The sequence below is a fragment of the Arthrobacter gandavensis genome, from assembly GCF_039528575.1.
GTDB classification, from domain to species: Bacteria; Actinomycetota; Actinomycetes; order Actinomycetales; family Micrococcaceae; genus Arthrobacter_B; species Arthrobacter_B citreus_B.
In genome coordinates this window covers 279,410-300,317 of sequence record NZ_BAAALV010000001.1, presented here as the reverse complement: position 1 = coordinate 300,317, position 20,908 = coordinate 279,410, and the positions used below count along the sequence as shown (strand labels likewise).

Here is a 20,908-nt window from a genome sequence, read left to right as displayed (position 1 = left end):
CGGGGGCTTCTTTAGTGTTCGAGCTAGTGCTTCTCGATCGAGGCGGGAGCCTCATCCACTTCGCTGGCCTCAACTTCGGCATGCGGTTCGTGGTGGTGTGCGGCCTCAAGTTCGGCCGGAGTCACCGGAGCAACACGGTCTTCGAAGAAGAACCGGGAGAGCGCTCCGCGGCGCTTCTCACTGCGGCTGATCTTACCCTTGGCATCCGGCTGGGCCGGCGTGACCTCGGGGGAGTCGAACGCAACGAGCTTGTAGCGCTTGAACTCATCCAGCGGTTCGTGGACCTCGATGTACTCACCGTGCGGGAGACGGACGATACGTCCGCTTTCGACGCCGTGGAGAACAATCTCGCGGTCCTTGCGCTGCAGGGCCAGGGCGATGCGGCGGGTCACCATGAATCCAATAACCGGTCCGAAGAAGAACAGGAAGCGGAGCCAGTAGGTCACGTCGTTCAGCGACACCATGAAGTGCGTGGCGATGAGGTCGGAGCTGGCAGCAGCCCACATGACGCAGTAGAAGATGACGCCGGCAACACCGATGGCGGTGCGGGTCGGAGCGTTGCGCGGGCGGTCCAGCAGGTTGTGGACGCGCTTGTCCTTGGTGACCCAGGCTTCGATCCACGGCCAGGTGAAGAGCAGGCCGAAGACGATTCCTGCGGGCACCAGGGCCGGCAGCAGGACGTTGAGGGACAGCGTGTTGACGCCCCAGGGGAACGGAATGTTCCATTCGAACGGGAAGCCGAACAGCCAGCCCGGCATCAGGCGCAGTGCACCGTCAACCCAGCCGATATACCAGTCAGGCTGGGTACCTGCGGACACGGGGGAGGGGTCGTACGGGCCGTAGTTCCAGATCGGGTTGATCGTGAACACTGCCGAGATGAAGGCCACGATGCCGAAGACGATGAAGAAGAATCCACCGGCCTTGGCTGCGTAGACCGGTCCAACGGGGTAGCCAACAACGTTGTTGTTGGTACGTCCCGGGCCGCGCCACTGGGTGTGCTTGTGGATGACGACCATGAACAGGTGGATGGCGATCATCAGCAGGATCAGGGCAGGAACCAGCAGGATGTGCAGGACGTACAGGCGTCCAATCACTGCCGTACCGGGGAACTCGCCGCCGAACAGGAAGAAGCTGATGTAGGTACCAACAACCGGGACAGCCTTGATAACGCCGTCGATGATGCGCAGGCCGTTGCCGGAAAGCAGGTCATCGGGGAGCGAGTAGCCGGTGAAGCCGGCAGCCAGGGCCAGGATGAGCAGCACGCCGCCCACAACCCAGTTCAGTTCACGGGGCTTGCGGAACGCTCCGGTGAAGAAGACGCGCAGCATGTGCACCGAGACGGAGGCAACAAACAGCAGGGCCGACCAGTGGTGGACCTGACGCATGAAGAGGCCGCCGCGGACGTCGAAGGAGATATCCAGCGACGAAGCGTAGGCAACGGACATTTCCACGCCTTTGAGCGGAACGTAGCTGCCTTCGTAGTGCGTTTCCGCCATGGACGGATCGAAGAAGAACGTCAGGAACGTTCCGGAGAGGAGCAGAATGACAAAGCTGTAGAGCGCCACTTCACCAAACATGAAGGACCAGTGGTCAGGAAAGACCTTGCGGCCGAACTCCTTGACCATCATCGAGCCGCTGACGCGGGTATCGACGAAGTTGGTGATGCGCCCGAGCTTGGTCTTCGGCTCGTAGGTGCCGGATACAGAGGTAGCACTCATGATCAGCCACGCTCCCAGTAGCTCGGTCCAACGGGTTCAGTGAAGTCGCTGGTGGCAATGAGGTAGCCCTCGTCGTCAACGGCGATCGGCAGCTGCGGCAGTGGACGGACGGCCGGACCGAAGATGACAGCGCATTCCTGGGTCAGGTCGAAGGTGGACTGGTGGCACGGGCACAGCAGGTGGTGCGTGTGCTGTTCGTACAGTGCCACCGGGCAGCCAACGTGGGTGCAGATCTTGGAGTAGGCAACGATGCCGTCCACGGACCAGTCTTCGCGTCCGGGGGAGGGGTTGAGCTCGGAGGGATCCAGGCGCATCAGCAGGACAACTGCCTTGGCCTTTTCCTCGAGCTTGTGCTCGGCGTCGTTCAGGCCCTCGGGGATCACGTGGAAGGCAGAGCCCAGGGTGACGTCCGAGGCCTTGATCGGGGTACCGCTCGGGTCGCGGGTAAGGCGGACGCCGTTGTCCCACATGGTGTGGCGCAGGACGTCACCGGGCAGCGGGCCCAGGTCGCGGAACAGGACGATCGCGGGAAGCGGCGCCAGAGCCATTGCACCCAGCAGGGTGTTGCGGATCAGGGGACGGCGCTTGATGCCGGTTTCCTCGATGATGTCGCCGATCATCTTCTCGGCGACAACGCGGTCCTCTTCCGGACGGATCTCGTGGCGTTCCTCGATGACCTCGTGGTCCGGCATGAGCGTCTTGGCCCAGTGGACAATACCGACGCCGATGCCGAGCATCGCGAAGGCGGTGCCGAGGCCCAGGAACAGGTTCTGGACGCGCAGCGTCCCGATGCTCTCATCCAGACGGATAAAGAAATACCCGTAGAAAAACAGGAGCGTACCGAGAGCGGAGATGGCGAAGAGAATCGCCACCTGCTTCTCGGACCGCTTCTCAGCCCGGGGATCCGTGTCGGCCAGGCGAGGGCGGTGCGGGGGAAGCCCAGGATTCTGGAATTCCCCTTCTTCGCCCTGGCCAGCCGTAGCAACGGTGCCCGAGGTGTTCGGACTGCCGTGACTATGGTCGCCCATGATCCCCCTCATCCTTCTCTTGAAACTGCATTAGTAGACCTATGTGTAACTGTGATGTCACCCCGGGGGGTGAGCGCGGCGATGACTAGGAAGACCGGGAGGTCAACCAGATTGTGAAAGCGATGATCAGGCCAAGGCCGGCTGTCCAGATGAACAGGCCTTCAGAGACCGGACCGAGTGAACCGAGCTCGGCTCCGCCGGGGGAACCGTTGGCTTCGATGTTCTTGAGGAAGGTGATGATGTCCTGCTTCTCCTCGGGGGAGAGGTTCGCATCGGAGAAGACGGGCATGTTCTGCGGGCCTGTGACCATGGCCTCGTAGATGTGCTGCTCGCTGACACCTTCCAGAGCCGGAGCGAACTTGCCGCGGGTCAGGGCGCCGCCTGCGCCGGCTGCGTTGTGGCACATGGCGCAGTTGACGCGGAACAGCTCGCCGCCTGCAGCGGCGTCGCCGGTGGTTTCCAGGTACTGCTCTTCCGGCACGGAAGGACCGGCACCGAGGGAAGCGACGTAGGCCGCCATCTGGGCGGTCTGTTCTTCGTTGAACTGCTGCGGCTTCTGCTGGGCCTGCGGGCCCTGCATGGCCATCGGCATACGGCCGGTGCCAACCTGGAAGTCGACGGATGCGGCACCGACGCCTACGAGGGAGGGGCCGTTCTCGGTTCCGCTGGCCTCCATGCCGTGGCAGGTGGCGCAGTTCGCAATGAAGAGCTTCTCGCCCTGCTGCACATCATCGGCAGTGTAGGTGGTGGCGGCCTGGGCTTCGTTCGCTCCGGAAGCAGCTGCGTAGATGCCGCCGGTAACGATGAGGCCCAGCAACAGCAGTACTACTGCTGCAAGGGGATGACGTCGCCTTTGCGATAGTGCCTTCACTTAGTGGTTCCTAACTTGTGTGGTCTTTTGGTTACTCGTGCCACTTTGAATATTGCTGTGGTGCTGCCCTGACGGACTACTTGAGGAAGTAGATGATGACGAAGAGGGCAATCCAGACCACGTCGACGAAGTGCCAGTAGTAGGACGTCACGATCGCAGAGGTCGCCTCGAAGTGTCCGAACCGCTTGGCGGCGTAGGCGCGTCCGATGATGAACAGGAATGCGATCAGGCCGCCGGCCACGTGCAGGCCGTGGAAACCGGTGGTGATGTAGAACGACGAGCCGTAGGCGTTGGAGGAGAGCGAGATCCCGTGGGAGACGAGTTCTGCGTACTCGAAAGCCTGGACGGCTACGAAGATGGCGCCGAGGAAGAAGGTCAGGTAGAACCACTCGACCATTCCCCAACGGGCAATCTGGAAGAGCCCGCCGGTGCGGCGCGGCTGGAGCCGCTCAGCGGCGAAGACGCCGAACTGGCAGGAGAAGGAGCTGGAAACAAGGATCACCGTGTTCACGAAGGCGAAGGGCACGTTCAGCTTGGCTGTCTCGATCTCCCACATCTCGCCCGAGGTGGAGCGGAGCGTGAAGTACATCGCGAAGAGCGCAGCAAAGAACATGAGTTCGCTGGAGAGCCACACCACGGTCCCTACGGAGACCATATTGGGGCGGTTCAGCGTGGGGTGAGCCGGGGTACTGGGGGCATGGGTCGCTGTTGTCACATAGACATTATGGCCGTAAAACTGCCCAGTTCACCAACAGAACCAGACGAACGGCGCGTCCGGTTCGTTCCCAAACCGCCCACTTCCCAGCAACGGCGCGGAACTTCCCGTCCGGAAACAAATCAGCATTTTCTACGATTCGTAGATAACCTAGAGCGTGTGAGTACGTTTTCGAGTTCCGAGCACACCTGGCCGTCGCTTATTACCGCGCTTATTGCGGGGCAGGACCTGAGTTCCGAACAGACCTGGTGGGCGATGAACACGATCATGGCCGGAGACGCTTCCGACGCGCAGATCGCCGGCTTCCTGGTCGCCCTGCGTGCCAAGGGGGAAAGTGTCGAAGAACTCACCGGCCTGGTGGAAGCCATGCTGGCCAACGCCCGGCCCATCGACATTCCCGGCGAAACCCTGGACATCGTCGGAACCGGCGGTGACAGGCATAACACGGTAAACATCTCTTCCATGGCTGCCCTGGTGTGTGCCGGTGCCGGTGCCAAGGTGGTCAAGCACGGCAACCGTGCGGCGTCCTCCTCGTCGGGCTCCGCCGATGTCATTGAAGCCCTTGGCGTACGGCTGGACCTGCCGGTGGACCGTGTTGCCCAGGCGGCCGTGGAGGCAGGCATCACGTTCTGTTTTGCGCAGGTCTTCCATCCCTCCATGCGGCACGCAGCCGTTGCCAGGCGGGATATGGGTGTGGCGACTGCGTTCAACTTCATGGGCCCGCTGACCAATCCCTCGCATCCGTCGGCTTCTGCCATTGGCGTGGCTGACGAGCGGCTGGCACCGCTCATCGCGGGTGTCCTGGCAGCCCGCGGTGTCCGCGCCCTGGTGTTCAGGGGAGGTGACGGACTGGATGAAATGACGACCACCGGCACCTCCACCGTCTGGGAGGTCCGGAACGGGGCCGTAGAGCGCTCTACGGTGGATCCCCTGCATCTCGGGATAGCCCGGGCCACGCTGGAGGATCTGAGGGGCGGAGACGCGGCCGCGAATGCCGCCGTTGTGCTCAGTGTGCTGGCAGGGGAGCGCGGCCCGGTCCGGGACGCGGTACTGCTGAACGCAGCCGCGGCTCTGGTGGCGCTGGACCCGTCCGCTGACGGAACACTGACCGAACGGCTTCAGCGGGGGCTGCGGCGCGCCGAGGAGTCCGTGGACAGCGGACAGGCACGCAAGGCGCTGGACCGCTGGGTGCAGGTCACGCAGTAAATACGGTAATAACGGCCCAGGTGCCTGGGCGTAATAGTGGAGCTCATAAAAAAGCGGGGGAGGCAGGCCGTCTGGTCCGCCTCCTCCGCTTGTATTCGTGCGTGAATGACCCGGATTACAGGGAAATTTCGTTACCCAAACGTTGCCGCCGTGGCTCGAAAACCGTGCAAATCCGGTGTTTTTCGGGCCTAACTACCCGTCGAAGCCCAGCGAGAACGCGGCGTCGAGGTCGTGTTTTGAGTAAGCCCTGAAGGCTATCTGGGTGGTGGTCCCGATCACGCCGGGGACCTTGGAAAGGCGGTTGGCAATCGCGTCGGCCAGGTCTTCATGGCGGCGGACGCGGGCAATCGCGATGAGGTCCCACTCTCCGGTGACCGAGTAGACCTCGCTGATGCCTTCAATCTCGGAGATTTCCTCCGCGCACTCCGGAATCCGGGCCGAGTCGGTCTGGATGAGTACGAAAGCGGTGATCATGGCTTGCCTTTCCTTCTCCTGCTGGGCGCCGGTGTCAGGCCCTGTTTATGAGCCTAGTGGAATCGGGCCGGGTGCGCCTGCGCATGACAAGGGAAGAGGCAAGGCGAGGCAGGAGCAGGAACGCGCCGAGCACGCCAAAGGTGACCAGCTGGAAGCTGACCGCAGTACCGCCGCCGGCCAGGGCACGCAAGGCCAGTCCGCCTCCGGCAGTGATCAGCCACAGGAGAACGCCGTGGGGCCAGAAGGATCCCGGATGCCGCCACAGGCGCAGCAGCGCCCACCCTGCCAGGGCTGCGGCGACGAAGGGGGATGCAGTGATGAGGACGCCGGCGGGATCCACGCCGTGCGCGTGTGTGTCCCGGCCCAGTGCCGCAAAAACGATGATAAGTACGACGTCGGCGGCCAGCTGGACGGGCCAGAGCCGGGTTGGCCGGTTCACTGGCTCGCTCCTACAGGGCCGCCGCCGTGTTCGCGGATGTAGGGTCCAAGCAGCTCGCGGACAAGCTGTCCGACCTCGTGCAGGTCCTTGCCGGACTCCAGGAGGCGGGTTCCGGTGTGCACGATGGCATTGATGAGCTCGGCAGTGCTGTTCGGGTCTTGAGCCCCGAGGTCCTTCAGGGCTCCTACCAGCGGATCCAGGATTGCCTGGTGCATGCGGGCGCTCTGCGCGTCGAGTTCCTCGCTGGGGGCCACGGATGCCAGGGCGCTGCCAACGGCATGTTCGCCCTCGGCAACCAGTGCGATATTCGTGAGGACGTACGCAAGGATCCGGTCTGCGGGCTTCTTTTCGGCGCTCATGGCGTCTTCCACGCGCTGTGCCCAGCGTGGAAAGACATCCATGACCAGTGCATTAAGCAGGTCGGTTCGGGACTTGTAGTACTGGTAGGCGCTGGGCCTTGCGAGCCCGGCCAGGGCTGCTACCTCAGCCATGCTGGGTGCTTCTCCGGTACGGGCCAGGAGAGTCCTTGCGGCATCCAGGAGGGCCCTTTGCTGTGCGGCACGGTGTTCAGCCACCGTCGGCGCGGTAATGCGGGGCAAAGAGCCCTCCTGTTCGTGCAGTGTCTAGCTTGCGAGCCGTCCGTCAACCATCTCTACGACGCGGTCGCAGTGGTGGAGGACGTCGTGGTCGTGGGTAACCATAACAGTAGCAACCCCGAACTCATGGGTCTCCCGGGCGAGAAGCTCCACAACATCCTGGCTGCGCTTGCGGTCCAGGGCGGCCGTGGGCTCGTCCACCAGCAGGAGCGTCGGCTTCGACACCAGTGCGCGGGCAATGCCGACGCGCTGGCGTTCACCGCCGGAGAGCTGGTCGGGTCGGCTGTCCAGCTTGTGGCCCATGCCGACGGCGTCGAGCAGCTGCTTGGGGTTGAACTTCCCCTTCATCTTGGCCATCCGGTGGATCAGCTCAAGCTGTTCAGAAGCCGTCAGGGCCGGGATGAGGTTGCCGGACTGGAACACAAAACCGATGTTCTCCAGCCGGAACCGGGCCTTGGCAGCCTTGCTGAGGGTGGAGATGTCGGTGCCGTTGACGCTTACGAGTCCGCTGTCCGGTGTGGCGAGCGCTCCGGCGACTGCCAGCAGCGAGGACTTGCCGGCGCCTGAGGGGCCGACGACGGCGACGAGTTCGCCCGGCTCTACTGTCAGGGACACGTTGTCCAGGGCCTGAACGGTGCTTTCGCCGTCGCCCAGGGCCATGTTGGCGTTCTCAATGCGCAGGCCGCGGGTGCTGACCTTTGCGCCGGAGGTACTGGTCTGTGTGCTCATCGCTGTCCTCCTAGGGCAGCCAGGGGATCAACCCGGGAAATGCGGACGATGGCGATTGCGGCACCGAGGACGCCCATGATGATCGTCACTGCGGTGGCGGTGGAAATGGGGCCTGCCTCGAGAGCGAACGGCATTGCGCTTCCGGAGAGCCACGCGCCCATGCCAAGGCCCGCTGCTACGCCGACGGCGGTGGACAGGACCAGGATGACTACCGCCTGGAAGATGCCGTCACGCAGCAGGTAGCCGGTGGAGGCACCAACGGCGCGAAGTACTGCCAGCTCATGCTTGCGCTGGATCGTCCAGACCGTGAAGAACGCTCCGACAACCAGGGCGCAGATGGCGTAGAGGAAGATCTGGATCATTTCCAGCGTCATCGTCTCGGCTGTGTAGCCGGGGGAAGCGTCGAAGGAGTCTTCCAGGGTGGAGGTGACGGTGCCTGCGGCGGCGTCACCGGCAGCGAAGTCCAGGTCTGCACTGTCTTCAGCCTTGATGGCGAGGGCGCTGGCGGTGTCGAAGTCCACGGCGGCAATGTCGGCCTCGGCCGGTGCGCCGGGCTGGGACTGTCCGCTGGCGATGTACTGCCAGGTTTCCAGCGGCAGGTAGGCCATGTCGACGTGGCCGAAGGTGGCCTGGCTGTCGGTGAAACCAACAACGGTCAGTTCGACGTCGAGGCGGTCCAGGGTGATGACCGAACCCAGTTCGATGCCTGCGTCTTCTGCGGTGGAAGAGACAACGATCTCATTGGCGGCCTGGACTTCGCGTCCTTCGCCAACAGCGGGGGCGAGGAAGGAATCCGTGTCGATACCGAAGAGGGACAGGTCAACCTGCGTGCCGTCCTCGGTGGCGCCGTTAACGATCGTGGAACCCAGCATGGTGACTTCCTCTACACCCTCCTGGGTGCGCCAGGCTTCGGCCTGGGAAGGATCGACGATGCTGCGGGAGAAGGCATTGTCGGTTTTGGTGCCCTCGTTGAAGGCAATCGCCGTTGCCGGCATGGCTTTAAGGCCGGACACTCCGTCATTTACGAGCCCGGAAGACAGGCCGGAGAGAAGGACCATCAGAACGGCAATGAGGGCTATGACGCCGCCCATGAGTCCGAACCGGGCCCGAGCGAAACGCAGTTCGCGCAGCGCTAGGAACATGTGAAACCCCTTGATTGTTTGGGTATGTAAGTTACTGACGCTTAGTCAGTAACATACCAACATCATGTCACTATGATGTCGCGCCGCAAAACAGACGGAGCATTATCCGTCCGGAAGATCTCCGTCGGCTATCGGCGGGCCGTGTGCCTCTGCTGTGCTTGGAAGGTGACGAAGCTGCGGGAAGCGTGGCACCGCCTGCGGCATTCCCGGGCGGTGCGGTGGATCTGCGTTGCCGTCGTTATGCTTCTGGTGTTCGAGTATGTGGTGCTTCCGCAGATCCTGGGCTCGGAAAACCTTTTTGGCGCCCTGCAGCGCCTTCCGGCAGTTGTCCTGCTGGCAGCCGCGGCGCTGGAAGCGCTTTCGCTGTGCTGCTACAGCGCGCTGACTTCGGTGGTGCTGCCGGGCTCAGTCAAACCCCGCTATTTCACCCTGCTGCGCATCGACTTGAGCGACCTAGCCGTCAACCACGTCGTACCCGGGGGCGGGACGACCTCCGCCGCACTGCGGTACGAGCTCCTGACCCGGTCGGGCGTGCGGCCCCAGAATGCGCTGAGCGCAGCGATGGTCCAGGTTGTCGGAGCCAACCTGGTACTCGGGGTCCTATTCGGGGTTGGAGTGCTCACCGCGCTTGGTGAGGTGCGGACCAACCGGTACTTCGTCACGGCGGGGATCATAGTGCTGGTGCTCCTGACCCTGAGCCTGGCGGTTCTCTCGGTGCTGGACCGGCACTTGGATGCGGCCGTCCGGGTGGCCCGCAGGACGGCCGCGCTGGTCCGGGTCATCAAACCTGCGTCTGCGGACAGGTTCGTGCGCACGATGGCGGCAGAAACCGCAATGTTCCGCAGGGATCCGCGGCGCCTGGTCCTGGCCCTGGTTCTTTCGGTCTGCTACTGGGGCTTCGACGCCGCCTGCCTGTGGACCTTCCTTGCCGCCTTTGGGCACGTTCTGGGGCCAGGTGAGCTGCTCATTGCCTACTCCCTGGCGAACCTCGTGGCACTGGCTCCTCTAACGCCGGGCGGGGTAGGTCTCGTGGAAGGCGTGCTGGTGCCCACCCTGGCAGGCTTCGGAGTGCCCAGCGCAGCAGCGGCGCTGGCGGTGCTGTCCTGGCGGATCCTGAACTTCTGGCTGCCTATTCCCGTAGGCGCACTGGCGTGGCTCTCGCTTCGCCTTGGCGTGCTGCGGAAGGCAATCACGCGTAGCGCCGGCGCTCCAAGCCGCCCTTCGCGTGGCTAGTGCAGCAGGTCCATCCAGTCAGCGGGAACGCGCCCGGCGGGGCCCGGTACGGGTTGTGACACCGGATGTGACTGGGGCGGCGCCAAGAGCGGACCTTCGAACACCGCTTCTTCGGGGTAGCTGTAGAACCATTCTTCGCCGGGTTCGTAGCTGCGGATTACCGGGTGCCCGGTGGCCTGTTCATGTGCGGTTGCGTGCTGGCCGGGCGAGTTGTCGCAGCAGCCAATGTGGCCGCACTCGGCACACCGCCTCAGGTGAAACCACCAGCCCTCCTGTTCCTGGCACTCCACACACCCGGTGCCGGAGGGAGGAACGCCGGGGTCGATGCCTGGCAGGGATTCCATAGCGTGCTCCTTTGAATGCGCGGCTGGAATCTGACTACCGTACCGGGTCCGGCCCTCGGCCAGAACCGGCACCGCATAAAAACCCGGTGAGGCAGCGCGGCCGTGCGGAGCCGCAGGGACGCCCGCTACAGCAGCTGCGCCAGCACTGCGGCCGCAGCCAGCAGTACCATCAGGGCTCCCTGTACCGGTTTAGCCAGCCGGGCGGTTTTGCCCAGCAGCCCGTCGGGCACCTGGTGCATAAGCCAGTTGCGGCCGGCGTTGATTTTGCGCATGGCGATGTACCCCTTCCGGCAGGATCTCCGGCGATCCCTGCAGTAGTTCTTAGTGTGCGTTTTCCCGGCGGCGTGAATCCAACCGGGGACCCATGATCTTGGCTACGAGCAGGGGTGGCGAGAAGAACACCCCATGGCTCCGGTGCCTGCACGGGGTGTCATGCCGGGCACAACCGCGGGTGAAGTCGCGCACTGCGCCGGCCGCCGCCGCCCGGGGCGGAGCGGAATCCTGTCCGGGCGCATTCAGGGCGGCGTCCTACCCTGAAAAAATGAAGATTCTGCCCCTGGCGGCAGCAGGGTTCATGGCTTCAGCCGTAGCCGCAGCCGGAACACTGGCCGCAACTGCTATCCATAAAGATCCAAGACCTTCGGCCCTGTTTATCCGCGGGGTCTTCTCCAGCGGCGGAAAGGTGCAGCTGCACAAGCTCCGCAAGCACGTTCCATCCGGGGGAGTGCTGGCTCACCGGTCACTGCCCTACCTGGGGAAGTCGGCGCGGCAGTCCATGGACGTCTTCCTTCCAACTGAATCAGGGGACGGTCCGCACCCTGTGGTTGTCTGGGTCCACGGCGGAGCCTGGATCTCCGGCTGCAAGGAAAACGTGGCACCTTATCTCGAAATCCTGGCTGGTCACGGCTATGCGGTGGCAGGTGCCGGATACTCCATATCTCCCGAGGCGAGCTACCCGCAGGCTGTGACGGAGCTGAACCAGGCCCTGGGATATCTCCGGGAACACGCGGGGGAGTACGGCATCGACCCCAACCGGATCATTCTGGCCGGCGACTCGGCCGGAGCGCAGCTGGCTGCCCAGCTGGCCTTGATCATCACCGACCCGCAGTATGCTGCCCGCACGGGAGTGACCCCGGCAGCCGCGCCGGAACACCTGCGGGGAACTCTCTTGTTCTGCGGTGTGTATGACCTCAAGACCATGGCGAAGCTCACGGGCCCGCTGGGATGGGGATTCCGCACGGCTCTGTGGGCCTATACCGGGTCCAAGGACTGGGCTTCGACGCCGGCCGCGGAACACATGTCCATCCTCGAACACGTGGGGGAGGACTTTCCGCCAACCTTCATTTCCGGAGGCAACGCGGACTACCTCACCGACCAGCAGTCACGGCCCCTGGCGGACAAGCTGGAAGAACTGGGAGTGCCTGTTGTCCGGAGGTTCTGGCCCAAGGACCACAAGCCCGCGCTGGGACATGAATTCCAGTTCAAGCTCCAGCTCAAGGATGCCCGCATGGTGCTGGCCGATACCCTGAATTTCCTGGACGCGGTAACCGGAGCCGAGTCCGTTCCCGTCCGGTCGGACTTCCAGGCCACGGCTTAGGCCAAGCGCCGCATTGAAATGCCGGTCCGCCCCAATGGAGGGGTGGACCGGCATTTCGCCGGGGGCTAGGACTGCCAGATGTCGTCGCCGCGCAGGGTGGCGTCAGCGCCGCCGTCGCAGTAAATGGTCTGGCCGGCAAGATGGGAGTTCTCCTCGCTGGCAAGCCAGGCCAGGAGCCGGGCGATAACAACCGGCTCGGAGTGGCCGTTCAGCGGCATCGGCACATTTTCGTCGACCATCTTGACGCCCTCGGGGGTTGCCAGGAGTTCCTTGGTCATTGCGGTCAGCACGGTGCCCGGTGCCACGGCGTTCAGCGGAATGCCGTTTCCTGCATAGAGATCGCTGACCGACGCGCGGCGGACCCAGCGGCTGAGTGCGCGCTTGGAGGACGGGTAGTTCAGGTACCCGATCTGCGGACCCTGGTCGGCGAGCTTCTGACCGATCTGGCGGGCCAGGGGCTCGTCCCCGGCGAGCATGGCATCGACCAGCTCGGGGGAGTTCGGCTGCAGTGACGCCATGGAGCTGACGACGACGGCGCGCGGAGCCTCGCTGCGGGCCAGCACCGGTGCGAGTCGGTCCAGGAACCCGGTGACACCGAAGAAGTTCACGGAGACCGTGAGCGGAACCGGGGCGGAGATTCCGGCGCACGCAATAACGGCGTCCACAGTGCCGCCGGCAAGTTCAACTGCGCGGTCGGCCGCGATCTGGCGTCCCTCGGGGGTGCTGAGGTCGGCTTCCACCTCGGCGTTGCGCAGGTCAACACCTATAACGGTGTTGCCACGTTCCTTAAGCAGCTGTGCGGTCGCTGCACCAATGCCGGAGGCGGACCCTGTGACGATATATGTACGTGTAGTCATACTTCGAGCCTACTCCCGGTTCGGCCGTGGTATAGGGGCCCCTGGCCGGGCAGGCTGCCGGGGTACAGGAATGGCTGCCAGTCAGTGAAGCGAGGCGTCTGCAGCAGTAATCCGCCACGAGTGGAACACGGCTTCGAAGCGGGCAGAGGCAGGCGAGGCCACGTACGGTCCGGCACTGACGGGGCTTGCGGGGGAGAAGGGTGTTACTCGCAGCAGCTCCAGCGGGTGTCCTGCCAGTCCCGCACGGATGGTGAGGGCATCACCTTTCCAGCTGGCGCGCACCACGGTCCGTTTGCCCAGCCACTCGTGGTGGGGGGAGGAGGACCAGTCCGACTTGGGGCTGGTGACTACTGCACCTGCCTGCAGCTGGCCGTCCGCGAACTCAACGCCGGCCTTGACCCACAGATCCGGCGCCGCCCGCAGGAAGATTCCGGCCTGGTCGAACTGCTCGAAGGTCTGGGCGGTGAACTCGACCTCCATGGCCGTGTCCGGCATGAACGGCGAGAGCAGGGCGTTTTCCGTAGCAAACGTGAAGCCGTAGGCGGTTTCGCGCCAGGCGTCGCTGCCCTCGGAGGCCGTTACCTGCAGGTCCGGGCCTGAGCCGAGCCTGCGCGCAGGCGGGTTTGTCCAGACGCCTGCGCTCCAGTCCAGCGTACGTTCCTGGCTCATGCGTGTTTCCTCTCCATTGACTGCCTGTCCGTGCGATTGGCTGCCCGTGTTCTTCGCCCCGGCCTGCTGGCCTTCAGCGCCTGGGCTGTCAGCCCGCAATATACCCCTGCCGCCTGGCGGGGGACCCCTTTCGAAACACTAGTTGACATAATGTAGATTATCGGCGCAAAGGAAAGTCCCGGAAGAGGGTCCCCTGCGCGCGGTTTGTACCAACCTCCGCGAACGGCATTACCCGCCGCCGTTACGCCGCAGCGGACGGCGGGAGCCGTCAGCGCTGGTTCGCTCCGGCCCGTTCCCAGCCTGCCGGCGACGGCCGGGGCCGGGCTCCGGGGGAAAAGGTACCTCACGTGTTTTTGCTCATGTTGGCCGCATCCGGCGTGCACTCTTTCAGTTGACATAATGTCCCCCGCTGTCTGTCGGCGTCCTCTGTGCAGGTTTACATAACGCGCACCGGCGGCTTGGGAACAATTGTGCAGGGTGCGTCGTTGTACCGGGCGTTGACCTGCAGTGAAGCGGATATTGCGGGGATTTGAGCTTCCCTTCGACACTCCGTGCGGCTGCCGGCTCACCGGACAGGGACCGGCCCGGCCTGCGCATGGGGGTAGCCTGTCCGGAGCGAACCGCAGGAAATCTGCGGCTAGGCCACAAAAAGACCTATTCAGATGCCGTTTGGTGTGTTATGCGGCTTCACCTATATGATCTACGCTCGAACCCCCCACAAATTCAGGAGAAAAGCACTACACATGGCTACCGATTACGATGCACCCCGCGTCAAAGAAGAAGACCAGCCCACGGACTCTTTGGAAGGGCTGAAGGCCCAGCAGCGCGGCGGAGCGATGACGGCGGTTATCGACGTCGAGGAATCCGACGCTATTGACGGGTTCGACCTTCCCGGCGCCGACCTCTCCGGCGAAGAACTGCTGATCAAGGTTGTTCCGGCGCAGGCCGATGAGTTCACCTGCATGTCCTGCTTCCTTGTCCGTCACCGCTCCCAGATTGCCCTGGAGAAGAACGGCGACAAGTACTGCGTGGACTGCGAAGGCTAACGCCTCTCCCCTGCGCGTAAACACAAACAGGTCCCCGGCAGCGATGCCGGGGACCTGTTTGTGTTACTTCGAGGCTCCGGGCAGTGACTGGACCCGGCCGCATGCGCCGGGGACACTAGGATGGATCCGTGATCTATGAACCCAGTGCAGCGGAGTCGCCCGCAGCCGTCCGCTCCCTGGTCCTCCCGATGCTGGAGATGGATCTTGTTCCGATCGTCCAGCTGGGACATCCGGTGCTCCGCCGCCCGGCGCTGCCCTATGAGGGCCAGCTTCAGGCCGATGAGCTCCAGGCCCTGATCGAGCTCATGCGGCGCGTCATGCACCACGCCCCCGGGGTTGGGCTGGCCGCCCCGCAGATAGGCATCCCGCTGCGGCTGGCCGTGCTCGAAGACGCCTATGCCCCCGACCCGGATGTTGCCGAAGCGCGGGAACGCACCCCGCTGGAGTTCTTCACCATCATCAACCCGCGCTACGAGCCGGAAGACGCACAGACGGCGTCGTTCTATGAAGGCTGCCTCTCCTTCGAGGGCTACCAGGGGGTTGTGGAAAGGTACCGTTCAGTCCGGCTGGACTACGAGGACGAGCACGGCCAGGCCCGGCAGCGCACCTTTTCCGGCTGGCCCGCGCGGATCGTCCAGCACGAAACAGACCATCTCAACGGGATTGTCTACGTGGACAAGGCTTTCACCCGTTCGCTGAGTTCCAACGGCGAATATCCGCGCTGGGCGGCCACGGACATCGAGGACGCCAGACGAACCCTGGGCTTCTAGGCCCTGTTTGGGCGCGTTTCGCTGCGGGGCCGGTTTCCTGCAGCCCCGCAGCGAACCCTGCAGCCCTAGACGCCCGCCGTTTCCGGCTGGCTGCCGGTTTCCTGCGTGTTTTCGGCCTGGTTGGCCGGCGTGGGCAGCCACCTGGCCCACCACCGCAGGATGTGTTCAAACCGCTGGCGCCGGTGCCACGGAGTTCCGGTCCGCGACAGCTCATGGTTCTCGCCCGGGAAAAGCAGCAGCTCGGTGGGGACCCCCTGCAGCTTCAGTGCGGTGTAGTAACGCTGCGCCTGCTCTACCGGGCAGCGCAGGTCTTCCTCGGAATGGATGACCAGGGCCGGCGTGCGCACCTGGCCGACCTGGGCAAACGGGCTCTGGGCTGCAACCTTCTCCGGATCGTTGCCCGTGTACGCAGCCGAGAAGAACCAGCCGATGTCCGAGGAACCGATGAAGGACAGCGGGTCCAGGAAGCCGCGCTCAACGATTGAGGCGGTGAACCGGTGGTCCTGTGAGATGGCCCAGGCCGTCAGGTAGCCGCCGTAAGAACCGCCCATGACGCCCAGCCGTTCGCCGTCGAGCTCCGGATGCACTGCCAGGACTCCATCGAGGAATCCGAGGACATCCTGCAGGTCCAGCGTTCCCATGGCCTCCTTGATGGCCCTGCCGTGTTCCTGCCCGTAGCCCGAAGAGCCGCGCGGGTTGCACATAAGCACCGCATAGCCGGCGGCGGCGTAGGCCTGGGCTTCGTCGAAAAGCCCCCAGCCGTATTGTGAGAACGGGCCGCCGTGAATGTTCAGCAGCACCGGGTGCGGGCCTTCGCCTTCGGGCAGGACAACCCAGCCGTGGACTGGATAGCCGTCCGCGGAGGCATGTGTCTCCTCCACCAGCGGCAGTACGCCTGCCCCCTGCCGGAAACCGGCCGAGAAGTCCGTGAGCACCTGCAGGTGCCCGGGTCGGGAAGGATCCACCACGGCTACATCGCCGCTGGTCTGCTGGTCAGTGAAGGTGACCACCAGGGTCCCCGCGGCTTCCGCTGCCCCCGTAACGACGCGCGCACCGGTCACCAGGGTGCTGAGCGCGCCCGTCCGGTCGACGCCGAGCAGTTCACAGGCACCGCGGCTCAGGTTGAAGACCAGCACGCCGTCGCCCGCCGGGACAATCGGCCCGCCGGCAAGATCCATTCCTTCAGGGTCCGTCAGCCTCGCTGCGGCGGCGGGATCAGCCATGGGGGCGGCGTACAGGGCCGTGTTGCGCGCCACAAAGTCCAGTCCTGTCTCGGAGACGTCCTGTCCGAGGTAGTACAGCCAGCCGCCGTCGGGGCTCTGCACCGGGTGCGAAACGCTCAGCCGGGCATCGCCGAGGTTGCTCAGCCTGCGCGGCTCACCGGCGCCGTCCACGGGCAGCTCGTAGGCATCGGTCACCAGATCGGTATCGGCATCGGCGTGCAGCGCGGCCGTGAAGAGGATGGATGAGCCGTCGGCGGTGAAAACCGGGTTGCTGACGTCGGCGTCGAAGTGCGTCAGCTGCCGTGACTCAGGCAGGCCGGCAGTTTTGTGGTCTTCCTTCCCCGCTGCTTCGGCCGCCCGGCCCACCGGCTCAACGAAAGGCTCACCGGAGAGGTCGGGAATCGCCACAAGGAAAGCCTGGACGAACTTGTCCCGGGTGTAGCCGGCTCCGTTCATGCGGTAGTTCAGCGTGGTAACCAGGCGCGGGTCCTCCGCTGCCGCCGAAACGCCGTCGAGCGTTCCGTACCGGCCGTGCTCAGGCTCCCGTGAGGAGAAGAGGATCTGCCGGGAGTCCGGGGAAAACCTGAACCAGGAGACGCCCATGTGCCGGTCCGTGAGCTGGACGGGCTCGCCGCCGCCGGCCGGGAGGGCAAAGAGCTGCGGCCGCCCGCCGGGGGCTGAGCGCAGGAAGGCCAGCACGTTCCCGTCCGGTGAGAACTGCGGGGACGTGTCGCTGAAGCCCCGGGTAAGCCTGCGGGGAGCTGATCCGTCCAGGCCGACGTTCCACAGCTGGCCCACATACGCATCGGCAGCAAAGTCCGGGCGCTGCACCGAGACCACGGCACGGGTTCCGTCCGGGCTCAGGGCAGGTTCGGAGACAGAGTTCAGGAGATCCAAGTCACTGGGTTTCATGGAATTGAGCCTAGCAATACCCCGGGGTGCCTCCGGCCTGGCCAGAGGCCGAAGCCAAGCTCCGTGCAGCCTAAGATTGGGGTATGCCCTCCGGAAAACGCCGCCTCCTTTCCTGCCCGAACTGCGGCGGTGAGCTGCTCCCGGACGCGGCCCGCAGCCGGCTCAGCTGCCCGTCGGGGCATCGGTACGACGCCGCCAAGCAGGGATATTTCAATCTCCTCACCGGCGCTGGCACGAAGTTCCAGGCCGATACGGCGCAGATGGTCCAGGCCCGCAGTGAGTTCCTGGCTGCCGGGCATTACGCGCCCCTTGCCCGCTTGCTTGGTTCGCTGGCTGCGGCGTCCCGCAGCGGCACAGACGGGCCGGATGGCGGACCCGTGCTGCTCGACGCCGGTGCCGGCACCGGGTATTACGTGCGTGAAGTGCAGCAGCAGACGGGTGCTTCGGCTGCGGTTGCGCTGGATATCTCCAAGTTCGCCCTGCGCCGGGCGGCCCGCGCACTGCCGCAGGGTTTCGCGCTGGTTTGGGATGTGTGGCGCCCGCTGCCCCTGGCTGACGGCGCGGCCGACGTCCTGCTGAACGTGTTCGCTCCGCGTAACCCCGGCGAGTTCCGGCGGGTGCTTTCTCCGGGAGGAACCCTGCTGGTTGTCACTCCCCTGCCCGGCCACCTCCAGGAAATCCGTGCCCTGGCCGGAATGCTCGAGATCGGGGTGGAAAAGGAAACCCGCGTAGCCAGGTCCCTGGGCCCGGACTTCGAAGCCGAAACCGCAGAACACCTTGAGTACCGAATCCAGCTGGACCGGGCCGATGTCGAAAACGCCGTCTTGATGGGCCCCTCAGCCCACCACGTGGACCCCGCATTCCTGGCCCGCGCCCTGGACCACGCCGAGTTTCCGCTGCAGGTCACTGCCGCCTTTTCGGTACAGCAGTTCCGGGCTGCGGGTCCGGCGGGTACCTAAGGCGCCCACGGGCAGGCGCGCCAGCAACCGGGTGCGCCTAGGTAAACCGGCGTTTATCGGGCAGAATAAGCCCAAAGCCCGCAACTAACCACTCCGCCCGGCGCTGGACGGCCCTGCAGCACCGGCACCGGTCGGACGGAGCCGGAGGGAAAGATCATGCAGGAACTGTACAACTGGCTCGTCGAATACGGCTGGGTACTCTGGCTGGTGCTTTTTCTAGGCTTCGCTGCCATTGAGACGCTGACGCTGGACCTGTTCTTTGCCATGCTGTCCGCAGGCGCCCTGGCGGCCATGCTCGCCGCGGTGCTCTCCGCTCCGCTCTTCCTGCAGGTTGTTGTCTTTTGCGTCGTAGCGCTGCTGATGATCGTGCTGGTCCGGCCCGCAGCCTTGAAGCACCTCAAGGCCGGGAGCAAAGACCAGCGCTCCAACATCGAACGGCTTATCGGGGACACCGCAGTAACGCTGGAGCCCGTGGGTTCGCGAACCGGCACCGTAAAGCTCGCCGGGGATACCTGGACTGCACGCAGCGGAGACGGATCCCTGCTGCCTGCCGGCGAGCAGGTAGCAGTGACCCGGATCGAAGGCGCCACCGCGGTCGTGGAGCCGCTGCGCACCTCCCAGACCCGGTCCACGGACGGGCATCCTGACGAAGACGGCTCAGCGAAGGGCCGCCAGTAACCGCCACCAAGGGAGCCCCGCCAAGCGGCAGGGTGCCCAGCGCTCCGCAGCAAGGGGCAAGAACCAGGCCGGGCACAACGCCGTTCGGCCGCAATGCAAGGGGGAATATGGAAACCACCGTCCTGTTAGTCATCCTGGCTGTCCTGGTCATTTTTGTCCTGGTCATCCTGGTCAAATCCATCCGGATCATTCCGCAGGCCAGGGCCGGCGTCGTTGAACGCCTGGGCAAGTACCTGCGCACACTGAATCCCGGCCTGAACATCCTCATCCCATTCGTGGACCGGCTGCTTCCGCTGCTGGACCTTCGCGAGCAGGTTGTTTCCTTCCCTCCGCAGCAGGTGATCACCGAGGACAGCCTCGTGGTCTCCATTGACACCGTGGTCTACTTCCAGGTCACCGATGCACGTGCCGCTACGTATGAGATCGCCAACTACATCCACGCTGTGGAACAGCTGACTACCACCACGCTCCGCAACGTCGTCGGCGGGCTGAACCTCGAAGAAGCGCTGACCTCCCGCGACCGGATCAACGGCCAGCTCCGCGGAGTGCTCGACGAAGCCACCGGCCGCTGGGGCATTCGTGTTTCGCGAGTTGAGCTCAAGGCGATCGAACCGCCCCTGTCCATCCAGGATTCGATGGAAAAGCAGATGCGTGCCGAGCGTGAGCGCCGGGCGACCATCCTCACCGCCGAGGGTACGAAGCAGTCACAGATCCTGACCGCCGAAGGGCGTCGGCAGGCCGCTATCCTCGCCGCTGAGGGTGATGCCAAGGCGGCGATCCTCCGCGCCGACGGTGAAGCACAGGCCATCCAGAAGGTCTTCGACGCAATCCACAAGGGCAACCCGGACCAGAAGCTCCTGGCCTACCAGTACCTGCAGACCCTGCCCAAGCTCGCAGAAGGCGACTCCAATAAGCTGTGGATCATCCCGAGTGAACTTGGTGAAGCTCTCCGGGGCGTCGGATCGGCGCTTGGCGACTTCCTGCCGGACGTCCGGCAGGCTGCGGCAGCCGGGAACGGCACGGCCTCCGGTACGGGCACTGGAACTGCTGCTCCGGACTCCCCCGCCGAATCTCCTGCCAGCCTCCGGGTAGGTACCGGAGACACCGCTTCCTAGGCTGTCTGTCGCCGCAGTGCCCGGGTCCGGCTATAATTGACTGTTTGCCGGGTCCTGGTGTTTGACGGGAACAGGATCCGCCGCTGCGGCGTTGAACCGGAAGAGAAATCCGGTGTGCCGCCGGCATGAGCTTTAGCGGCTGCCCTAACGGGCAGCGGGCATTACTGATAGGCCGCTGGGCCTTTCGAAACTGATGAGGGAGAAAAAATGAGCGATCGTAGCCTGCGGGGTATGCGACTGGGTGCGCAGAGCATGGAGACGGAATCCGGCGTCGAGCCGGCTCCCCGCCAGCGTGTCGAGTACCGCTGCGAGGACGGCGAACGCGTGTTCGTAACTTTCGCCGCCGAGGCAGAGGTTCCCCCGGTCTGGGTATCCAAGACCGGCAAGGAAGCCCTGCTGGTTGACGGCGAGAAGCCGGACACCAGCAACGAGAAGCCGGTGCGTACGCACTGGGACATGCTGCTTGAACGCCGCAGCATCGAAGAGCTCGAAGTGATTCTCCAGGATCGGCTGGACAAGCTCCGCGAACGCCGCGGAGAACGCGCCGCTTCCTAGGCACGTGCCGCAAGGCATCACCAAACGGCGAA

23 protein-coding genes are annotated in these 20,908 nt (G+C 64.5%); 9 read left to right on the top strand and 14 right to left on the bottom strand.

Annotation, left to right across the window (positions count from 1 at the left end; genetic code table 11):
* Positions 1–23: 23 nt before the first annotated feature.
* The 4 genes from qcrB to ctaE form a co-directional block, all read right to left on the bottom strand.
* On the bottom strand, positions 24–1,718 hold the full coding sequence (gene qcrB / locus ABFX29_RS01415) for a cytochrome bc1 complex cytochrome b subunit (protein WP_152227887.1): 1,695 nt from the start codon (positions 1,716–1,718) through the stop codon (positions 24–26).
* Between the two features lie 2 nt (positions 1,719–1,720).
* Positions 1,721–2,746: a cytochrome bc1 complex Rieske iron-sulfur subunit gene (gene qcrA / locus ABFX29_RS01410; protein WP_152227889.1), complete on the bottom strand. Its 1,026-nt coding sequence runs from the start codon at positions 2,744–2,746 to the stop codon at positions 1,721–1,723.
* Between the two features lie 85 nt (positions 2,747–2,831).
* Entirely contained in the window at positions 2,832–3,617 is a 786-nt protein-coding gene (gene qcrC / locus ABFX29_RS01405; protein ID WP_152227891.1) for a cytochrome bc1 complex diheme cytochrome c subunit, read from the bottom strand.
* Positions 3,618–3,693: 76 nt separating this feature from the next.
* Positions 3,694–4,332, bottom strand: coding sequence for an aa3-type cytochrome oxidase subunit III (gene ctaE / locus ABFX29_RS01400; RefSeq protein ID WP_082413525.1), 639 nt, complete (start codon positions 4,330–4,332; stop codon positions 3,694–3,696).
* A 159-nt stretch (positions 4,333–4,491) separates the two neighbouring features.
* Here ctaE and trpD point away from each other — a divergent pair, with 159 nt between their 5' ends.
* A complete protein-coding gene (trpD, locus tag ABFX29_RS01395) occupies positions 4,492–5,538 on the top strand; it encodes an anthranilate phosphoribosyltransferase (protein ID WP_246167461.1) in 1,047 nt (348 codons plus the stop codon).
* A 192-nt stretch (positions 5,539–5,730) separates the two neighbouring features.
* Here trpD and ABFX29_RS01390 read toward each other — a convergent pair whose 3' ends face one another.
* The 5 genes from ABFX29_RS01390 to ABFX29_RS01370 are packed head-to-tail and all read right to left on the bottom strand — an operon-like array spanning position 5,731 to position 8,918.
* Positions 5,731–6,012 carry an Lrp/AsnC family transcriptional regulator gene (locus ABFX29_RS01390; RefSeq protein WP_091604742.1) on the bottom strand — a complete coding sequence of 94 codons (282 nt, stop codon included), beginning with the start codon at positions 6,010–6,012 and terminating at the stop codon, positions 5,731–5,733.
* Between the two features lie 34 nt (positions 6,013–6,046).
* Positions 6,047–6,451: a DUF3054 domain-containing protein gene (locus ABFX29_RS01385; RefSeq protein WP_152227895.1), complete on the bottom strand. Its 405-nt coding sequence runs from the start codon at positions 6,449–6,451 to the stop codon at positions 6,047–6,049.
* Positions 6,448–7,026 (bottom strand): TetR/AcrR family transcriptional regulator, encoded by a 579-nt coding sequence (locus ABFX29_RS01380; protein ID WP_275124694.1) that lies wholly within the window; start codon positions 7,024–7,026, stop codon positions 6,448–6,450. Before ABFX29_RS01380 ends, ABFX29_RS01385 begins: the two co-directional genes overlap by 4 nt.
* Positions 7,027–7,074: 48 nt before the next feature.
* Positions 7,075–7,776, bottom strand: a complete 702-nt coding sequence (locus ABFX29_RS01375; protein WP_152227898.1) for an ABC transporter ATP-binding protein — start codon at positions 7,774–7,776, stop codon at positions 7,075–7,077.
* Entirely contained in the window at positions 7,773–8,918 is a 1,146-nt protein-coding gene (locus tag ABFX29_RS01370; protein ID WP_152227900.1) for an ABC transporter permease, read from the bottom strand. Before ABFX29_RS01370 ends, ABFX29_RS01375 begins: the two co-directional genes overlap by 4 nt.
* 165 nt (positions 8,919–9,083) lie before the next feature.
* On the opposite strand from ABFX29_RS01370, the gene ABFX29_RS01365 reads away from it, so the two are divergent.
* The gene (locus tag ABFX29_RS01365) at positions 9,084–10,151 is read left to right on the top strand and encodes a lysylphosphatidylglycerol synthase transmembrane domain-containing protein (protein ID WP_170287757.1); all 1,068 of its coding nucleotides are present in this window, start codon (positions 9,084–9,086) and stop codon (positions 10,149–10,151) included.
* Here the strand turns inward: ABFX29_RS01365 and ABFX29_RS01360 are convergent.
* Both ABFX29_RS01360 and ABFX29_RS01355 read right to left on the bottom strand, forming a co-directional pair.
* The gene (locus ABFX29_RS01360; RefSeq protein ID WP_152227905.1) at positions 10,148–10,495 is read right to left on the bottom strand and encodes a UBP-type zinc finger domain-containing protein; all 348 of its coding nucleotides are present in this window, start codon (positions 10,493–10,495) and stop codon (positions 10,148–10,150) included. The two genes, ABFX29_RS01365 and ABFX29_RS01360, sit on opposite strands and share 4 nt — an antisense overlap.
* Positions 10,496–10,620: 125 nt before the next feature.
* Positions 10,621–10,767, bottom strand: coding sequence for a hypothetical protein (locus ABFX29_RS01355; protein WP_170287758.1), 147 nt, complete (start codon positions 10,765–10,767; stop codon positions 10,621–10,623).
* Positions 10,768–11,036: 269 nt separating this feature from the next.
* On the opposite strand from ABFX29_RS01355, the gene ABFX29_RS01350 reads away from it, so the two are divergent.
* The gene (locus ABFX29_RS01350; RefSeq protein WP_170287759.1) at positions 11,037–12,092 is read left to right on the top strand and encodes an alpha/beta hydrolase; all 1,056 of its coding nucleotides are present in this window, start codon (positions 11,037–11,039) and stop codon (positions 12,090–12,092) included.
* 65 nt (positions 12,093–12,157) lie between these two features.
* Here the strand turns inward: ABFX29_RS01350 and ABFX29_RS01345 are convergent, their stop codons facing one another.
* Together ABFX29_RS01345 and ABFX29_RS01340 are read right to left on the bottom strand one after the other, a co-directional pair.
* The gene (locus ABFX29_RS01345) at positions 12,158–12,949 is read right to left on the bottom strand and encodes an SDR family oxidoreductase (RefSeq protein ID WP_152227909.1); all 792 of its coding nucleotides are present in this window, start codon (positions 12,947–12,949) and stop codon (positions 12,158–12,160) included.
* 81 nt (positions 12,950–13,030) lie between these two features.
* On the bottom strand, positions 13,031–13,618 hold the full coding sequence (locus ABFX29_RS01340; protein WP_152227911.1) for a DUF1349 domain-containing protein: 588 nt from the start codon (positions 13,616–13,618) through the stop codon (positions 13,031–13,033).
* A 743-nt stretch (positions 13,619–14,361) separates the two neighbouring features.
* On the opposite strand from ABFX29_RS01340, the gene ABFX29_RS01335 reads away from it, so the two are divergent.
* Together ABFX29_RS01335 and ABFX29_RS01330 are read left to right on the top strand one after the other, a co-directional pair.
* The gene (locus tag ABFX29_RS01335) at positions 14,362–14,664 is read left to right on the top strand and encodes a DUF4193 domain-containing protein (protein ID WP_091604775.1); all 303 of its coding nucleotides are present in this window, start codon (positions 14,362–14,364) and stop codon (positions 14,662–14,664) included.
* 188 nt (positions 14,665–14,852) lie between these two features.
* Positions 14,853–15,434, top strand: coding sequence for a peptide deformylase (locus tag ABFX29_RS01330; RefSeq protein WP_152228394.1), 582 nt, complete (start codon positions 14,853–14,855; stop codon positions 15,432–15,434).
* Positions 15,435–15,499: 65 nt separating this feature from the next.
* On the opposite strand, the gene ABFX29_RS01325 is transcribed toward ABFX29_RS01330, so the two are convergent.
* Positions 15,500–17,569 carry a S9 family peptidase gene (locus tag ABFX29_RS01325; RefSeq protein WP_152227913.1) on the bottom strand — a complete coding sequence of 690 codons (2,070 nt, stop codon included), beginning with the start codon at positions 17,567–17,569 and terminating at the stop codon, positions 15,500–15,502.
* A gap of 83 nt (positions 17,570–17,652) precedes the next feature.
* On the opposite strand from ABFX29_RS01325, the gene ABFX29_RS01320 reads away from it, so the two are divergent.
* The 4 genes from ABFX29_RS01320 (at position 17,653) to ABFX29_RS01305 (ending at position 20,876) form a co-directional block, all read left to right on the top strand.
* Positions 17,653–18,528, top strand: a complete 876-nt coding sequence (locus ABFX29_RS01320; protein WP_152227915.1) for a methyltransferase domain-containing protein — start codon at positions 17,653–17,655, stop codon at positions 18,526–18,528.
* Positions 18,529–18,684: 156 nt separating this feature from the next.
* On the top strand, positions 18,685–19,206 hold the full coding sequence (locus tag ABFX29_RS01315; RefSeq protein WP_338079091.1) for an NfeD family protein: 522 nt from the start codon (positions 18,685–18,687) through the stop codon (positions 19,204–19,206).
* Between the two features lie 107 nt (positions 19,207–19,313).
* Positions 19,314–20,321, top strand: a complete 1,008-nt coding sequence (locus tag ABFX29_RS01310; RefSeq protein ID WP_246167464.1) for an SPFH domain-containing protein — start codon at positions 19,314–19,316, stop codon at positions 20,319–20,321.
* Positions 20,322–20,528: 207 nt separating this feature from the next.
* Entirely contained in the window at positions 20,529–20,876 is a 348-nt protein-coding gene (locus tag ABFX29_RS01305; protein WP_152227916.1) for an RNA polymerase-binding protein RbpA, read from the top strand.
* The last annotated feature ends 32 nt before the right edge of the window (positions 20,877–20,908 follow it).